18 protein-coding genes are annotated in these 14,065 nt (G+C 44.4%); 3 read left to right on the forward strand and 15 right to left on the reverse strand.

Annotation, left to right across the window (positions count from 1 at the left end; all coding sequences use genetic code 11):
* Nucleotides 1-95: 95 nt before the first annotated feature.
* The 6 genes from BN1691_RS10320 to BN1691_RS10345 all read right to left on the reverse strand — a co-directional run bounded on the left by BN1691_RS10320 (nucleotide 96) and on the right by BN1691_RS10345 (nucleotide 3,612).
* Nucleotides 96-443: a hypothetical protein gene (locus BN1691_RS10320; RefSeq protein WP_048602144.1), complete on the reverse strand. Its 348-nt coding sequence runs from the start codon at nucleotides 441-443 to the stop codon at nucleotides 96-98.
* 241 nt (nucleotides 444-684) lie between these two features.
* The gene (locus BN1691_RS10325; RefSeq protein ID WP_048602145.1) at nucleotides 685-1,296 is read right to left on the reverse strand and encodes a superoxide dismutase; all 612 of its coding nucleotides are present in this window, start codon (nucleotides 1,294-1,296) and stop codon (nucleotides 685-687) included.
* 269 nt (nucleotides 1,297-1,565) lie between these two features.
* Nucleotides 1,566-1,805: a thioredoxin family protein gene (locus tag BN1691_RS10330; RefSeq protein WP_048602146.1), complete on the reverse strand. Its 240-nt coding sequence runs from the start codon at nucleotides 1,803-1,805 to the stop codon at nucleotides 1,566-1,568.
* Between the two features lie 33 nt (nucleotides 1,806-1,838).
* Nucleotides 1,839-2,786 (reverse strand): permease, encoded by a 948-nt coding sequence (locus BN1691_RS10335; protein WP_048602147.1) that lies wholly within the window; start codon nucleotides 2,784-2,786, stop codon nucleotides 1,839-1,841.
* Nucleotides 2,787-2,848: 62 nt separating this feature from the next.
* A complete protein-coding gene (locus tag BN1691_RS10340) occupies nucleotides 2,849-3,175 on the reverse strand; it encodes an ArsR/SmtB family transcription factor (RefSeq protein WP_231638389.1) in 327 nt (108 codons plus the stop codon).
* A 107-nt stretch (nucleotides 3,176-3,282) separates the two neighbouring features.
* Nucleotides 3,283-3,612 (reverse strand): tRNA-binding protein, encoded by a 330-nt coding sequence (locus BN1691_RS10345; protein ID WP_076850213.1) that lies wholly within the window; start codon nucleotides 3,610-3,612, stop codon nucleotides 3,283-3,285.
* A gap of 179 nt (nucleotides 3,613-3,791) precedes the next feature.
* On the opposite strand from BN1691_RS10345, the gene BN1691_RS14180 reads away from it, so the two are divergent.
* Both BN1691_RS14180 and BN1691_RS10355 read left to right on the forward strand, forming a co-directional pair.
* The gene (locus BN1691_RS14180; RefSeq protein WP_076850178.1) at nucleotides 3,792-4,154 is read left to right on the forward strand and encodes an S-Ena type endospore appendage; all 363 of its coding nucleotides are present in this window, start codon (nucleotides 3,792-3,794) and stop codon (nucleotides 4,152-4,154) included.
* A 48-nt stretch (nucleotides 4,155-4,202) separates the two neighbouring features.
* Entirely contained in the window at nucleotides 4,203-4,784 is a 582-nt protein-coding gene (locus BN1691_RS10355; RefSeq protein WP_048602150.1) for a hypothetical protein, read from the forward strand.
* Nucleotides 4,785-4,786: 2 nt separating this feature from the next.
* On the opposite strand, the gene BN1691_RS10360 is transcribed toward BN1691_RS10355, so the two are convergent.
* Both BN1691_RS10360 and BN1691_RS10365 read right to left on the reverse strand, forming a co-directional pair.
* Nucleotides 4,787-5,146, reverse strand: a complete 360-nt coding sequence (locus BN1691_RS10360; RefSeq protein WP_048602151.1) for an S-Ena type endospore appendage — start codon at nucleotides 5,144-5,146, stop codon at nucleotides 4,787-4,789.
* 77 nt (nucleotides 5,147-5,223) lie between these two features.
* On the reverse strand, nucleotides 5,224-5,793 hold the full coding sequence (locus tag BN1691_RS10365) for a hypothetical protein (RefSeq protein ID WP_048602152.1): 570 nt from the start codon (nucleotides 5,791-5,793) through the stop codon (nucleotides 5,224-5,226).
* Nucleotides 5,794-5,939: 146 nt separating this feature from the next.
* Here BN1691_RS10365 and BN1691_RS10370 point away from each other — a divergent pair, with 146 nt between their 5' ends.
* Entirely contained in the window at nucleotides 5,940-6,620 is a 681-nt protein-coding gene (locus tag BN1691_RS10370; protein ID WP_048602153.1) for a Crp/Fnr family transcriptional regulator, read from the forward strand.
* Nucleotides 6,621-6,699: 79 nt separating this feature from the next.
* Here the strand turns inward: BN1691_RS10370 and arcC are convergent, their stop codons facing one another.
* The 7 genes from arcC to BN1691_RS10405 form a co-directional block, all read right to left on the reverse strand.
* Nucleotides 6,700-7,650 (reverse strand): carbamate kinase, encoded by a 951-nt coding sequence (gene arcC, locus BN1691_RS10375; RefSeq protein ID WP_048602154.1) that lies wholly within the window; start codon nucleotides 7,648-7,650, stop codon nucleotides 6,700-6,702.
* A gap of 40 nt (nucleotides 7,651-7,690) precedes the next feature.
* Nucleotides 7,691-9,109, reverse strand: coding sequence for an arginine-ornithine antiporter (gene arcD / locus BN1691_RS10380; RefSeq protein ID WP_048602155.1), 1,419 nt, complete (start codon nucleotides 9,107-9,109; stop codon nucleotides 7,691-7,693).
* Between the two features lie 48 nt (nucleotides 9,110-9,157).
* The gene (gene argF, locus BN1691_RS10385; RefSeq protein WP_048602156.1) at nucleotides 9,158-10,150 is read right to left on the reverse strand and encodes an ornithine carbamoyltransferase; all 993 of its coding nucleotides are present in this window, start codon (nucleotides 10,148-10,150) and stop codon (nucleotides 9,158-9,160) included.
* Nucleotides 10,151-10,200: 50 nt separating this feature from the next.
* Nucleotides 10,201-11,433, reverse strand: coding sequence for an arginine deiminase (arcA, locus tag BN1691_RS10390; RefSeq protein WP_048602157.1), 1,233 nt, complete (start codon nucleotides 11,431-11,433; stop codon nucleotides 10,201-10,203).
* 116 nt (nucleotides 11,434-11,549) lie between these two features.
* A complete protein-coding gene (locus BN1691_RS10395; RefSeq protein ID WP_048602158.1) occupies nucleotides 11,550-12,677 on the reverse strand; it encodes a GerAB/ArcD/ProY family transporter in 1,128 nt (375 codons plus the stop codon).
* Nucleotides 12,674-12,889, reverse strand: coding sequence for a hypothetical protein (locus BN1691_RS10400; RefSeq protein WP_048602159.1), 216 nt, complete (start codon nucleotides 12,887-12,889; stop codon nucleotides 12,674-12,676). Before BN1691_RS10400 ends, BN1691_RS10395 begins: the two co-directional genes overlap by 4 nt.
* Before the next feature lie 20 nt (nucleotides 12,890-12,909).
* Entirely contained in the window at nucleotides 12,910-14,064 is a 1,155-nt protein-coding gene (locus BN1691_RS10405) for a Ger(x)C family spore germination protein (protein ID WP_048602160.1), read from the reverse strand.
* Nucleotide 14,065 lies beyond the last annotated feature (1 nt).

The following is a 14,065-nucleotide window of genomic DNA, read 5'->3' on the forward strand; positions in this document are numbered from 1 at the left end:
TATTTATTATATCTTAAAATAATTTCTTGTCAATAATTATTATAATTTAATAATAGAAATAGATAACGCAAGATGAGATGAGTAGATCATCCTGCTCAAAGCGTATAACCTGCATCATCTAAAGCATGTAGAACATCAGGATCATGATCCTCCTTGCGCCAGGCTGTAACTAAATCACCTTTTGCTGTGAGGACAATACCCCCAGTTCGTGATATGTATAGATACCTTTCACCATTCCACTGCCTTGCGATCAAAAGAGGTGTATTAAAGATGTTTTCAATCTCTTGCCACTGAAGGGAGCGCTCGACACATCGTTGCATCACATGATCGATGTCGTAGTAACCCCGTAGATGATAAATAGGTACATAGTCAATGATCTGCCCTACGCGGGGATAAAACTTTCCTTGATTGATTGGGGACTGATAGATGATCCCTTCATCCATATCCTTTCCACTCCTTAACAACCGAGACTAACGATGATCTTCTTCTAATTATTATGCCCTTTTCAGAAGTTGATGTGCAAGGAGGTAACCTGATATAGTCTTTAGACCACCAGCGGGCTATGTCGGTGCACCTAATAGATAAGATTGATCATTAAACATTAAAAAAACACAAGGGAGTGTGTTGATCTACCCCCTTGTGACTCTTCGCTTCATATTCTATTCGACTTACAATATGCTTGCTTTACTTAGCAATCGCAGCTAAATAACGACGATTTACCTCTGCCCAGTTCACAACATTCCACCATGCTGCAACGAAGTCAGGGCGACGATTTTGGTATTCTAAATAGTAGGCATGCTCCCACACATCCACAACGAGAATTGGTGTTTTCCCTTGTGCGAGTGGTGTATCTTGATTGGAGGTACTCATTACTTCAAGCTTGTCTCCATTAACAACGAGCCAGCCCCAACCTGATCCAAACTGACCTGTCGCAGCCTTAGTCAGAGCTTCTTTAAGATTGGCAAGACGGCCAAAATCTCGCTCAATGGCTTGCGCAACCTCACCGCTTGGTTCACCGCCACCATCAGGACTCATAATGGACCAGTAAAGATTGTGTGCAAAGTAACCTCCACCATTATTACGCACGGTTGTGCGAATGGCTTCAGGAATTGCATCAAGGTTGCTTAGAATCTCTTCAATAGATTTCGCTTGAAGATCTACATGACCTTCTAACGCTTCATTTAATTTATTTGTATAGTTTGCATGATGCTTCCCATAATGAATCTCCATCGTCCGAGCATCCAAATGTGGTTCCAAGGCATCAAAGGCATATGGTAGTTGTAGTTGAGTAAACATAGAACTTCTCCTTTCTAGTATTGAGTAGTAGTTTGGAATGGCTGGTAACCAATCCATATTTATCTTACATCATTGTCACCATTTTGTATATGTAAAACTATTTTTCCTTATGGAAACTTAAACTCCCATTTTCTTCGTCTTCTTCTCTTTCTGGTACTTATTAACTTATCAAAAAGAGAACCTTTAGAGAGAACCTTTAAAAAAAGCGAAGGAAGCTACATCTCCCTTCGCTTTTTGCGCATATTCCATTGCTCACCAGACTCAATCTCTTACCGATGTTGAGATATCAACTGCTTAACTTCTTCAACGGACAAGACTTTTCCAGTGCTTACTACCTGATCATTGATGACCAAGGCTGGTGTGCTCATCACTCCGTATTTCATGATGGCACCAAGATCCTCTACCTTCTCAACGGTAGCATCTAGTTCTATGGCATGTACCGCATCGCAGGTATTTCGCTCAAGTTGTTTACATTTTTTACAGCCTGTTCCTAGTACTTTGATCTCCATCTTCATCGCTCCTATTTCGTATTAATGATTAACCTAGATTATCCAGTTGAAAAGATAGCCAATTATCATGATGCCCACTGTTACTGTTCCCACAAAGGCGGCAATCAGCTTGGGCTTGATCACCTTACGTAGCAGGATCACTTCTGGCAGGGAAAGAGCTGTGATGGCCATCATAAACGAAAGTGCTGTTCCCGGTGCTACTCCCTTATTCATCAACGCCTCGATGATGGGGAGTGAACCGACAGCATTGGAATAGAGGGGTACTCCAATGATGGTGGCAAAGGGTACAGCCAACCAGTTCTCTTCACCTGCATAACGAACCAATAATTCCTCTGGTGCATAACCATGGATCCAAGCACCAATGCCGATCCCAATGAGAAGGTAGAGCCAGATTTTTTTCACTGTATCCGCAACATTCTGCCAAGCATCGTGCAGACGCTCCCTTTGGCTCAGTTGGGCAATCGTTGATTCCCCCATCTGAATCTGATACACATAGGCTTCAATCTGATCCTCCATCTTCAACTTGCCTAGGAACCAACCTGCCACCATGGCTAGCACAACACCAAAGAGAATGTATAAAGTAGCGATCTGCCCGCCAAACATGGAGAAGAGTAGAACTAAGGAAATCTCGTTCACAATCGGCGAGCTGATCAAGAAGGTTAAAGTGATGGACAAAGGAATTCCCGCTTCAACAAAGCCAATAAATAATGGCACCGTGGAGCAAGAGCAAAATGGTGAAACTACACCGAGTAAAGCAGCCAGAACAATCCCGAAAAACAGTCGCTTTCCCTGTAGCCATAACTTCACTTTTTCTGGTGGAAAATAGCTACGTAGGTATGAGATGATGAAAATCATCACGATCAGTAAAAAGAGAATTTTTACCGTGTCATAAATAAAGAAATGGATGGCACCACCTAAGCGTGTCTCCACCGAGAGTCCCAATAGTTGCGTAACAATCCACGTCGCCAATTGTTCAAACATTATGATCACACTTTCTCTTGAGAATGGGATAATTCAACCTAGATGGTGAACCCTAGAATTAATTATTCCTTCGATTCAACACCACCCTCATCTAGCTCTTCGAGGATATGACAGACAAGATGATAAAAAGAGCTTTCTGGATTGAGGGAATAGTGAATCCATTGACCATTACGTCGTTCCTGGACAATCTCCAGATCCTTTAGCTTCCGAAGGTGCTGACTAATGGCTGGTTGGCTCATTTGAAAGCGCGGAACCAGTTCACAGACACAGTATTCACGTTGCCGTAGCAAATGTAGAATCTGCAGCCTTGTCTTATCCCCTAACAATTTGACCACAGGAGCCAACTGATTCAATTTCGCTTCATTCATGCGTTGCTCCACCACCATCATGCTCATCACTTCCCTTTCAGGTATTAGTATATAACTATATGCTTATATAATGCAATCATTATTTTTGCTAAGCATCATGGCTAGCCAATCGCCTAATCAAATCTTCTCTATCCTAGCTTGTCCCCTTTTTTCACGGAACGTTCAGGAGTAATGAGAACGACGCCTTGCTCTGAATAGATACCAAGAACCAGTACCTCAGAGATAAAATTGGCAACCTGTCGTGGAGGAAAATTAACAACACCAAGTACCTGACGACCAATCAGCTCTTCTCGTGTATAGCATTCAGTAATCTGTGCGCTGGACTGTTTTACACCAATCTCTTCCCCAAAATCCACCCATAATTGGTATGCAGGCTTTCTTGCCTTTGGAAACTCTTCTACACGTAGAATTTCGCCAACTCGAATATCTAGCTTCAAGAAGTCCTCAAATGTGGGCATGTTCATATGGACAACTCCCATTGGTTTCGTTATTCCTAATTATACCCATACATGCACTTAGTGTAAATCCACATACAGCCATGAACAAGTATCCAAGCATACACCTCGAGAATTCATACCATATAGTAAGGCTAACACGCTGCCTGACAGACATCTAAAAAGAGGAAAGGAATGATAAGATGGGTATCAATTGCTGTTGCTGTCCCCCATTTGAAACACCTATTTACTTTAACGATAGCTTCTGCCGCTATTTCAATGTAGCTTGTGGAACAACCTTGTATGAGGTTTGGGCTGCTGATGTAGGTATTGTTGAACCATTTGGTAGCATTGTTCTCTATAATGAGGGAAATTGTGCAATTACACTCTACCTTAATAGCTCAGGAAGTAGTACCGCTACTATTCAACCAGGGGATTCTTTTTCTGGCACTTTCAACAGTCTATTTCGCGTTCAAATTAGCTGTGCTAGTGATGGTACATCTCCATCCCGTTGTAAGGGGCGAGTTTGTATTGATCTTCATTATCGTCGTACTTCTACCACTTAATAGTTCGATAAACTCCAACAAAGAATCAAAAAATTGAAGGTGATACCAATGAAGATGCATGGTTGCTGTCCTCCCTTTGAAAAACCTAATATACCAGGTGGCTTTTGTCCCTGCTGTGCTCGAGCATTAGCTGAGATCCTACGAAGGATCATTACCTCTCCCAATAATGCCATCGACATCCGTACCACATCACAGACCAGTTCAGGTAAGCTGCTTGATGTAATACCAAAGGCCATCCGACAAAATGTTTTATTGGAAGTTGATCGTAATGGTACACAGCAAATCGTGAATTTATGCGAGGTGGTAACGATTGGTGATGCCAAAGGAGGAACTGCTGGTGGTACCGCTGTACGTGACGTGTCCTTTACGGGAATTAATGCAACCAATTGTGGTTGCTGTGAACAGGCCTTAACCAATCTATTTCAACAATTACAAGGTAGAACCTTCGATGTTTTAACCACCAGCCCACAAACGGATAATAGTTTCAATGTAGTCTCCATTCTTGCCATCACAAATGGAGTGGTGAAGATCAATACTGGTGGTCAAGGTAATCCTGTTCCACGCATCGTCTCCCTATGTCACGTTGTCTCATTAGAAGATATTACACCACCGCTACCACCATCAGTGTAAACTCACTCTTCTTCACAGTCATCCAAATGATCAAGTCGATAATGGATACTAAGACAATACTTGCCTCGGTACGTTCCACTTCCATCTGTACAATGAACACACACTTTTCTGAGATTTCGGATGGTGAAGGAGCGGGTGTTCTTAAGAGGAACGGAGAAACAAACCTCCTCACGGTAGGTCTGCTCGATACGAACAATCAAGCTTTCACATTTCCCTTCATCATAGTAAATCGATACTGTTCCAGACGTGATAAAGTGTGGTTCGGCCTCCCATAGCACTGTCTCTTCAGGTGTGGTCATAACGAAATTTCCGCAAAACTGATCACCCACACCTGAGGAGATAAATATATCACCATGCTCCAAATAAACTGCCCCCTTTACATACCACTAAGAAGATAGATCATCTTACCCTAGTAATATGTCTAAAGTCTATGGAAGGTTCATAGCTGAGGATATAATCGATTAATCTGGGTCAATGAATCAATGGTAAGTTGGACAAGTAGGGGAAAATCCGGGATCTGCAGCTCACCAATTTTCCGCTGGAAGGAGCATTGAAATTCTACAGAAAACTGCTTCTTCTGAAGCCCATACGGATAAGAGAGGATAGGAACGATCAAGAGTCTGCCATCCCAAAGCTGTTCCAGCATGGTCACAACCGGTGGTATAAACCGTTCAGGATCGAAGATGGTACAGCGATAAGCAATGATCAGCTCACATCCGAGCTCCTCCACCGCTTGGAGTTCAAGGATCTCCCCTGCCAATTCATGCAAGGGAGCACGTAAGCTGATCTGGGCTACAACGTTCCCCTTAAGCTGAGGCGTCTCTTCATCAACAGCTTGGCTCGTCTCGTGATCCCTTTCCTGGAATCCCATGATAAATTCACGTTCAAGGGTAGCGAGATCCACAAGATCACGACGCTGCGTGACTAGAATTGCCCCAGCAAAGTCCTTTTCATACAGAGCGCCTTCTAATACGGTTTTAAGATTGTCATAAATGGTGGGATCAAACATCTTTAAGCTCCTTTTTTGCAAAATGTCCAAGTTATCGTCAAATAATATTCCATTCTTTCTCAACATGAACCACTGAAATCAGTATACACTACAAAAATGAAAGGACCGTCATTCGGTTGAGTTGGTTCGTGTTAGGAGGAGTATTGGTGGCCATCGATATTCGAGACCATATTGAACAGTTTACCATTTTTCAAGAATTACCTGAACAAACGGTTCATGAGCTCTTAGAACATGCTTACATTCGGGAATATAAAAAGGGCGAGATGCTTTACCACGCTGGACAATTGCGAGATCGCATCTTCTTCTCTATCAACGGCTATGTAAGGCAAGAACGTATCAGCCTTGAGGGAAATATTCATACCACCTTCTACATGAAACCCTATAGCATGTTCCCATACGCTGGTCTATTTGAAGATAAGCTCTACTCATTTTCCTGTCTCGCCATGACCAATGTTACCACCTTTTACATACCTAGAAATAAGTTTGAGGAGATGATCTCGCAAAACGCCATGGCCTTGATCAACATTATTAAGGTGCTAAATCAGACAATTATTCATGTGGAGCGCCGTGTCCGTTATGTGAATCATCCTTTAGCATCTGAGCGAGTACGACGTCTACTTGCCTATTTAATACGTTTAATCGGTGAAAAAAAGGATGAGTATATTATTATTCCTTGTCCTATTACGACACAGGATTTAGCATATATGTCCGGTACAACGAGGGAGACTGTCAGCCATAATCTCCATGAATATATGAATCGAGGGCTAATCTGCATGAACTCTAAGGTGATTACCATTAAAGTTCCCAGCTTTTTCGATGTGGATTAACGACTCATGAATGTGAATCATCCCATATTAATGTGTAGAAAAAGGAAGAATGCCATGGCACTCTTCCTTTATTATTCATCTATTCATGAATGACCAGTGTTCCTGCATTACCTTGGATCGCATCGAAGGCTCGCTCAAGGGAGGTAATAATCGCCTTGCGTCCTGGCTTGGACATCGCAAAACTCATCGCTGCTTTCACCTTAGGTAGCATGCTTCCTGGGGCAAAATGGCCTTCCTCCATCAAGCGTTGCATTTCAGTGGTCGACACCTTGGACAGCTCCTGTTGATTAGGCTTATTAAAGTTGATGGCAACCCGTTCAACCGCTGTGAGGATAAGAAGGATATCTGCATCCACAAGCTCAGCCAACTTCTCTGCACCAAGGTCCTTATCGATCACGGCTTCCACCCCATGCAGATCACCTTTTTCATCTTGAATAACAGGGATTCCTCCACCACCTACGGCAATCACAATAAACCCAGATTGAACCAAGTGATGAAGCATATTTCCTTCCACGATGGTCTGGGGAATGGGCGATGGTACAACACGGCGCCATCCACGTCCAGCATCCTCCTTAAAGGTATACCCTGTCTCATCAGCGATTCGCTTCGCTTCCTCTTCCGTATAGAATGGTCCCACTGGCTTTGTCGGATTGGTAAAGGCGGGATCCTGCGGATCAACAATGGATTGTGAGATAATGGAAGCTACCGTCTTTTGAATATCTGCCTGCCGCATTACATTCCCAACGGCTTGTTGGAGCCAATAGCCAATCTCCCCTTGACTCATAGCGCCGCAAGTATCGAACGGCATAGCTGGTGTCTTGTCCGTCTTGGCTGCCTCTTGCTGTAGCATAATGTTTCCAACCTGTGGTCCATTACCATGCGCTACAACAATTTCATGTCCTGCTTGAATGATTTGTAATAACTGCTGTGCAGTACGGAAGCAAGCTTCTTGCTGAGCTTTCGCTGTTGCTTCATTGCCGATCTGAATGGCGTTACCACCGAGGGCAATGACAATACGTTGTTGTTCCATCCTTCTACCTCCTCTGTTGAATAACCTTTACTCATGATGACTAAGGAGCAATTTGTCCTGTTGATAGCAGGTAGATTGCCCAGGCAGCTGCCGCAACTAGCAGGATTGCAATCACAAGCTCCATGGGCTGAAATAACTTTTTCTGATACTCATGTTTGGCACGCCAGTAGAAAAAGATACCAGGTGCATAGAGTATCATCACCATCAGTAGATATTCCAGTCCTGCTGCATAGACAAGCCATATGGCATAGAGCGTTGCTACAATTCCTAGGAAGAGATCCCTTCCCCTTGACTCCTTGGGCTTATAGGCCTCCCCTGTCGCTGAAAGCTTCAATTGATAGAGGGCCGAGAACAAGTAGGGAATAAGGATGGCAGTCCCTGACATAAAGTATAAGGCTTGGTAGGTCGATTGTGCAAACAAAACAAGGACTAAAAATGTTTGAATTAGCAAGGAAGTTAACCAAAGTGAGCTTAGTGGACTCCCATTCTTATTCTCCCGCTTTAACCATTTGGGGAATACTTCATCCTTCGCTGCGACAAAAGGGATCTCTGCGGCTAATAGGGTCCAGCCCAAGAAGGCCCCCAGTAAGGAGATGACCAAGCCTATATTGATGATGGCAGCACCCCAAGAGCCTACCACGCTCTCCATCACATAAGCCATGGAAGGATTGCTTAAGGCCGCTAAATCAGGCTGGGTCATTATGCCAAGGGAGAATAAGGAGATGAGCACATAGATGATCAAGGTGCTGATTAAGCCGATCACCGTAGCTCGTCCCACATCACGACGCTCCTTGGCTCGGCCAGAAAGAACCACAGCTCCTTCCACACCAATAAAAACCCAGAGGGTCACGAGCATGGTACTGGCCACCTGATCCTTCACCGTCTTCCAGTCGAATGTAGGACCACCCCAAAAGTTAAAGGTGAACTTGTCCACATTGAAGGCGAGAATCACAAAGATAATAAATAAAAGGATGGGAACCAATTTGGCAATGGTAGTGATCATATTAACTATAGAGGCTTGACGAATCCCGCTTAGAACCAACGAATGGACGACCCAAAGAAGGACAGAAGCTCCAATAACAGATGCAAGGTTATTCCCCTCACCAAAGATGGGAAAGAAATAGGCTAAGGCTCCAAAGAGTAAGGTAAGATAGGCAACGTTACCTAACCATGCTGAGAGCCAATACCCCCAAGCACTGTTAAATCCTAGAAATTCACCAAAGCCTGCACGGGCGTAACTATAAACACCTCCATCCAGTTCTGGCTTGCGGATGGCGAGATTTTGATAAGAAAGGGCAAGGGCGATCATTCCAATACCCGTGATCACCCAACCGATAATTACTGCTCCACTATTGGCTCCAGCAGCCATGTCACTGGGGAGGTTGAAGGCTCCACCACCGATCATGGAACCGATAACCAGCGCTGTTAGGGCTGCTAAGCCAAGTTTTTTCTCTTGCATATGTTCACCTCACTCAAATCACGATGATGTATACATATTTTTACCTTTTTATTGTAAGGTCAGAGCCATAACCGCTTTGATCGTATGCATCCGATTCTCCGCCTGATCAAAGACCACCGAGTGATGGCTACGGAATACCTCGTCGCTTACCTCCATCTCCTTTAAGCCCCATTTTTCATAGACCTCTTTACCAACCTGGGTTTCAAGATCGTGGAAGGCTGGTAGGCAATGGAGGAAGATACTCTCTGTTTTGCCCGTCCGCCGGAAGAGATCCATGGTGACTTGATACGGCTTGAGGAGCTGGATCCGTTCTTCAAACTTATCCTCTTCACCCATGGAGACCCACACGTCGGTATAGATGGCATCTGCGCCAACTACAGCATTCTGGATATCCTCAGTGATCTCGATGATGGCCCCGGTCTCCTGTGCTACATTCTTACAATATTGGACCAGCTCATCATCTGGCACTAAGTGACTGGGAGCTGCGATAACAAAATGAAGTCCCATCTTCGCGGATCCCACCATGAGACTGTTGGCCATATTATTTCGACCGTCTCCACAATAGACGAGCTTCACACCCTTTAAGCGGCCTAGCTTTTCTTGAATGGTTAAGAAATCAGCTAGAATCTGGGTTGGATGATATTTATCAGTTAGACCATTCCAAACTGGCACACCTGCATACTTAGCTAGCAACTCGACGGTTTCATGCTTAAAGCCACGGAACTCGATCCCATCAAACATCCGACCCAATACCTTGGCTGTATCTTCCACCGATTCTTTCTTTCCAAGCTGAATATCGCCCTTTCCTAAATACTCTGGATGGGCACCTAAATCGATACAAGCTACGGTAAAGGCAGTACGAGTCCGTGTGGAAGGCTTTTCAAAAATGAGGGCAATATTCTTCCCCTCAAGGACACGGTGAGGGACACCCGCATATTTCAGATCCTTATAATTCTTAGCGGTCTCTAACATAAACTGTATCTCTGCAGGTGTAAAATCCCGCAAGGTTAAAAAATGTCGATTCTTTAGGTTAAATGGCATTGATGTTGCTCCTTTACTTTATTTTTTGTTGATCAGCCTTAGTATTTTCCTTAGAGATCCTTCCGAACAAGGGGCATGCTCATGCAACGAGGACCACCACGACCCCGAGCGAGCTCAGAGCTTTGGACTTCGATCACTTCTAACCCATGCTGGCGCAGGAGCTCATTGGAGACATAGTTCCGATCATAGGTGACTACCACACCAGGAGCGATGGCTAGTGTATTGGAGCCATCATTCCACTGTTCTCGCTCGGAGGCGATTGGATCTCCTCCACCACAGGGGATCAACACCACTTCACTCTTTCCGAGTACAGCCTTTAATGTATCGATTAGATTATGCGTAGTTGTGATTTTCACACTCTCTTGATCCTCGCCAGGCTCGAGAATATAGATATTCATCTCCCCAGCAGGTCCTAAGATGGCTGGATGGATCGTGAACTTGTCTACGTCCACCATGGTGAAAACCGTATCCAAATGCATGAATGCCCGCTTCTTCGGGATCTCAATAGCCAACACCTTCTTAAAGCCTGAGTTCTTCTGAAAGAGGCTGATAGCAAGACGTTCAATGGCTTGTGCTGTTGTTCGTTCACTGATTCCGATGGCAACAATCTCATTACCCAATACGAGCTCATCTCCACCTTCAATGGAAAAACGATAGTCGCGATCAATCCAGACTGGAATTTCATGACTACTAAAGCGCGGATGGTATTTAATGATGTATTCCATAAAGAGGGATTCACGTCGTCTCGCAGGCTTACTCATCCGATTGATGGTTAAGCCTGAACCAATGGTGGCTGCTGGATCCCTTGTGAAATAGAGATTGGGCATGGGATCCAGGTAAAACGGATAGATATCCTCCAGCATTTCGTATAAATGCATTTTTCGATTCTTCGGGATCTCCTTTTTACGGATGCCAGCCATCAAGGTCTCCACCATCTTTTCATTGGAGAGAGAGAGCAGATATTCCTTCAGATCTTCTTCTACGTGCTGGATATTGGATTTTGATTCCTTCAAGATCTCTTCGACAAACTGAACTCGTACTTCTTCCTTATGCAATGCTTCCGCAGCGAGCTTCTCTAAATAGAGGACCTCGATTCCACGATTTTGCAAGGTTTTCGCAAAGTAGTCATGCTCTTTCTGAACCGCAGGAAGATACGGAATATCGTCAAAGAGTAGGCGTTCGAGAAAATCAGGTGTTAAATTCTCTAATTCCTTACCAGGTCGGTGAAGCAGAACAGATTGAAGCTCTCCAATCTCTGAGGTTACATGTAAAGGATGTTTCATCAATCTTGCCTCCTATCATTCAATTTATTACTCACTTCGCTATGACTTAGCATGGACAGAATTGGTGATTCCATGTGTATTTTGCGAACGGTAATGGTTGCCTATTCATTATTATCTTATGTGCGTACGAATTGTTCATGTTCCTCATCCCCTCCACGTTCTTCATGACTATTCTTTCCTGACGATCTATGGATCATCCCTAGATAAAAGAGAAAAATTAGCAGTTCTAAAACAAGACCGAGGGTACTCCAAGTTATGGTACTGAATTGATAAAGTCGGATGGTATCTGGAAAAAGGAGGAGTGCCAATAGGCTTCCTAAGAAAGCCATGGGACCTGTTACTACTTGGCGATTGATGCCCAAGATTAAGGAACAAAGTCTGCTGAGCGCCCACACATTGAGCGCTAGTTTGGCAAAGTAGGTCGGCATCCAGACTGCAACCATAAAGAGATCCATCCGATCAAGAAAATCCGTTAAATGAATTTGTCTCACCATTAAGTATGTGCTATAGAGCACATCACGAAGGATCGGGACACCCAAGGTCAGGAGATTGGTAAGGAAGATGATGAGGACGAAGAAAAGACCTAGCCCAAGACTAAACAAGGTAAGGCGCCGAATCGATGCGCGCTTGTCAACATAAGGTATGAGGAGTAGAGCAATGAGCCACTCGCTAAATGAAGATAAAGCGAGGAAAGTACCTTTTAATAGACCTGGTACCTGTTCCTGCCGTAAGAGTGGCAAGAGGTTCGCAGGGTCGATTTGATTCCATGTGAAGAGAGGAGAGAAGATTAAGATCAAAAAAACAATGGGAAAGAAAAGATCTGTAAATCGTGCAACCACCTCGAGTCCACCATGGGCTAAGTAGATGATACTCAATGTAGCTAAGACAAGGATGACAGCTGTAGGGGTCTTCGGTAAGAGCGCTATGTTTATAAAAAATGAAAACGTTTGTAGGTCCTTGGCGAAGATGATGAGAAAGAAAATAAGAAATAAAATAGCTACCCCTTTCTCTGCACCTCCTGGGACATGCTCTTGAGAAAAGGGGATGAATTCCTTGCGATGATGCAATCGTCGAAATAATAGAAGCACCATCAACCATCCTACTGGCCAGAGGAGAAAAGGGATATACCAATAGGCATTACCTGCATTTACTACAAAAGGTTGAATGCCAAAGGCGATCATGATCGCACTGAAAAAGTTCATCACCAAAATTGTATACTGTGATCCTGAGATTTGCTCCTTCAAGGGATGACCACCTTTCTTGTCCACCAGCCGAAGGTTTCGTTCCCTAGCTCGATAATTCCAGTCCAGCGATAATCTAGATCATAGAGTAAGGACATCCCGATTAAAAGAATGAGAAACCCATAATAGATTCTTCTTTCTCTGTCATGAGCGCGCATGCGTTTTCTCTCGATTATGGTATAGAAGCAACCAAAAATGATCATCCAATAGGTCATGCAATCACTCCGTCCTGGTGCTATTCCGCTGATTCTTCCACGAACCCAACACGGTCGATATTCACCTTCACCACGATCCGTAAGTCCGTATCCGCTAATCCCTTGGGCCATTCTGCCTTTACTTCTTCCCAGTAGCTTGGCTCATGCTCTGCCAAAAGCTTGCCTACACCTAGTACATCAAGTCCTTCTTGTTGGCTCACCATCCAGACGTTTTCCACCATTCGATTAATATGGCGATGAACTCCTTCTTGCATATATCGATAGCTATCATCCTTATTCAGCTGATGACGTAACTCATTGTCTTGAATGATCGCCTTCATCGCTAATTGTAGGGTTAATTCTGGTTTCCCATTCACCAACTGGATCCGAGGCTTCATTCGTTGTTCGGTGATGAGGAGGCTAAGATTACCCTTTCCAGGAAATGAAAATGTAACGGTCCGGTTTATCATACCTTTCATGAGCCAGCGGATCCCTTCCGTCTCCTCGTTCTTAGTGAAGCGGATGAGCCGATCCTGCTTAAACAATGCATATCGTTCAATTACCACTTCCCCTTTTACTCGTTCGCCCTCATCACCCTTCTGTAAGCCGCGGATCACAGGAATTACAGGATCCTTCCCCTTGGAACGTAATTCCTGCAATACCTGTCTTACTCGCACTCCAATGTCCATTTTCGCTATCTCACGAAAGGCTTCGGCGGGAAACATCTCCATGTGCGGAGAACTCTCGAGCACTTTCAAGGCATCGCCTTCTGTGATCAGGATATAGGCATTAATCCGTGAATCTGGCGTACGGAGAATGACATCCATCGCTTCACTAAAACCCTTTTTTGCAAGCCCTTCGCCCACTAAGACCACGCGACGGTGAGCAAAATTGAGCTGACGAGACATACGCTCCTGCAGAATCGATTTCGCTTCACGGATGGTACGTCCATTGGCAGTATCCACATAGTAAGGCTTCCCGCCACCACCTGTCCCACCTCCTCCACCTGAAGCACCTCCCATGGCACCAGGTAAAGGAATCTGTACACCCACCTGATACCGCATCCCCTTCTCCTTCCCTTGATCGAAGGAGGTCCCTAGTACAATGGCAAGGTCATTGATCTCTGTCCGATCCCAGCAGCCACTCAATAAAGGCAGAATTAGTAGAACGAAGCCAATTTGCAGTCGCTTGCACAAG

It is taken from the genome of Rubeoparvulum massiliense (genome assembly GCF_001049895.1).
Lineage (GTDB): Bacteria > Bacillota > Bacilli > Rubeoparvulales > Rubeoparvulaceae > Rubeoparvulum > Rubeoparvulum massiliense.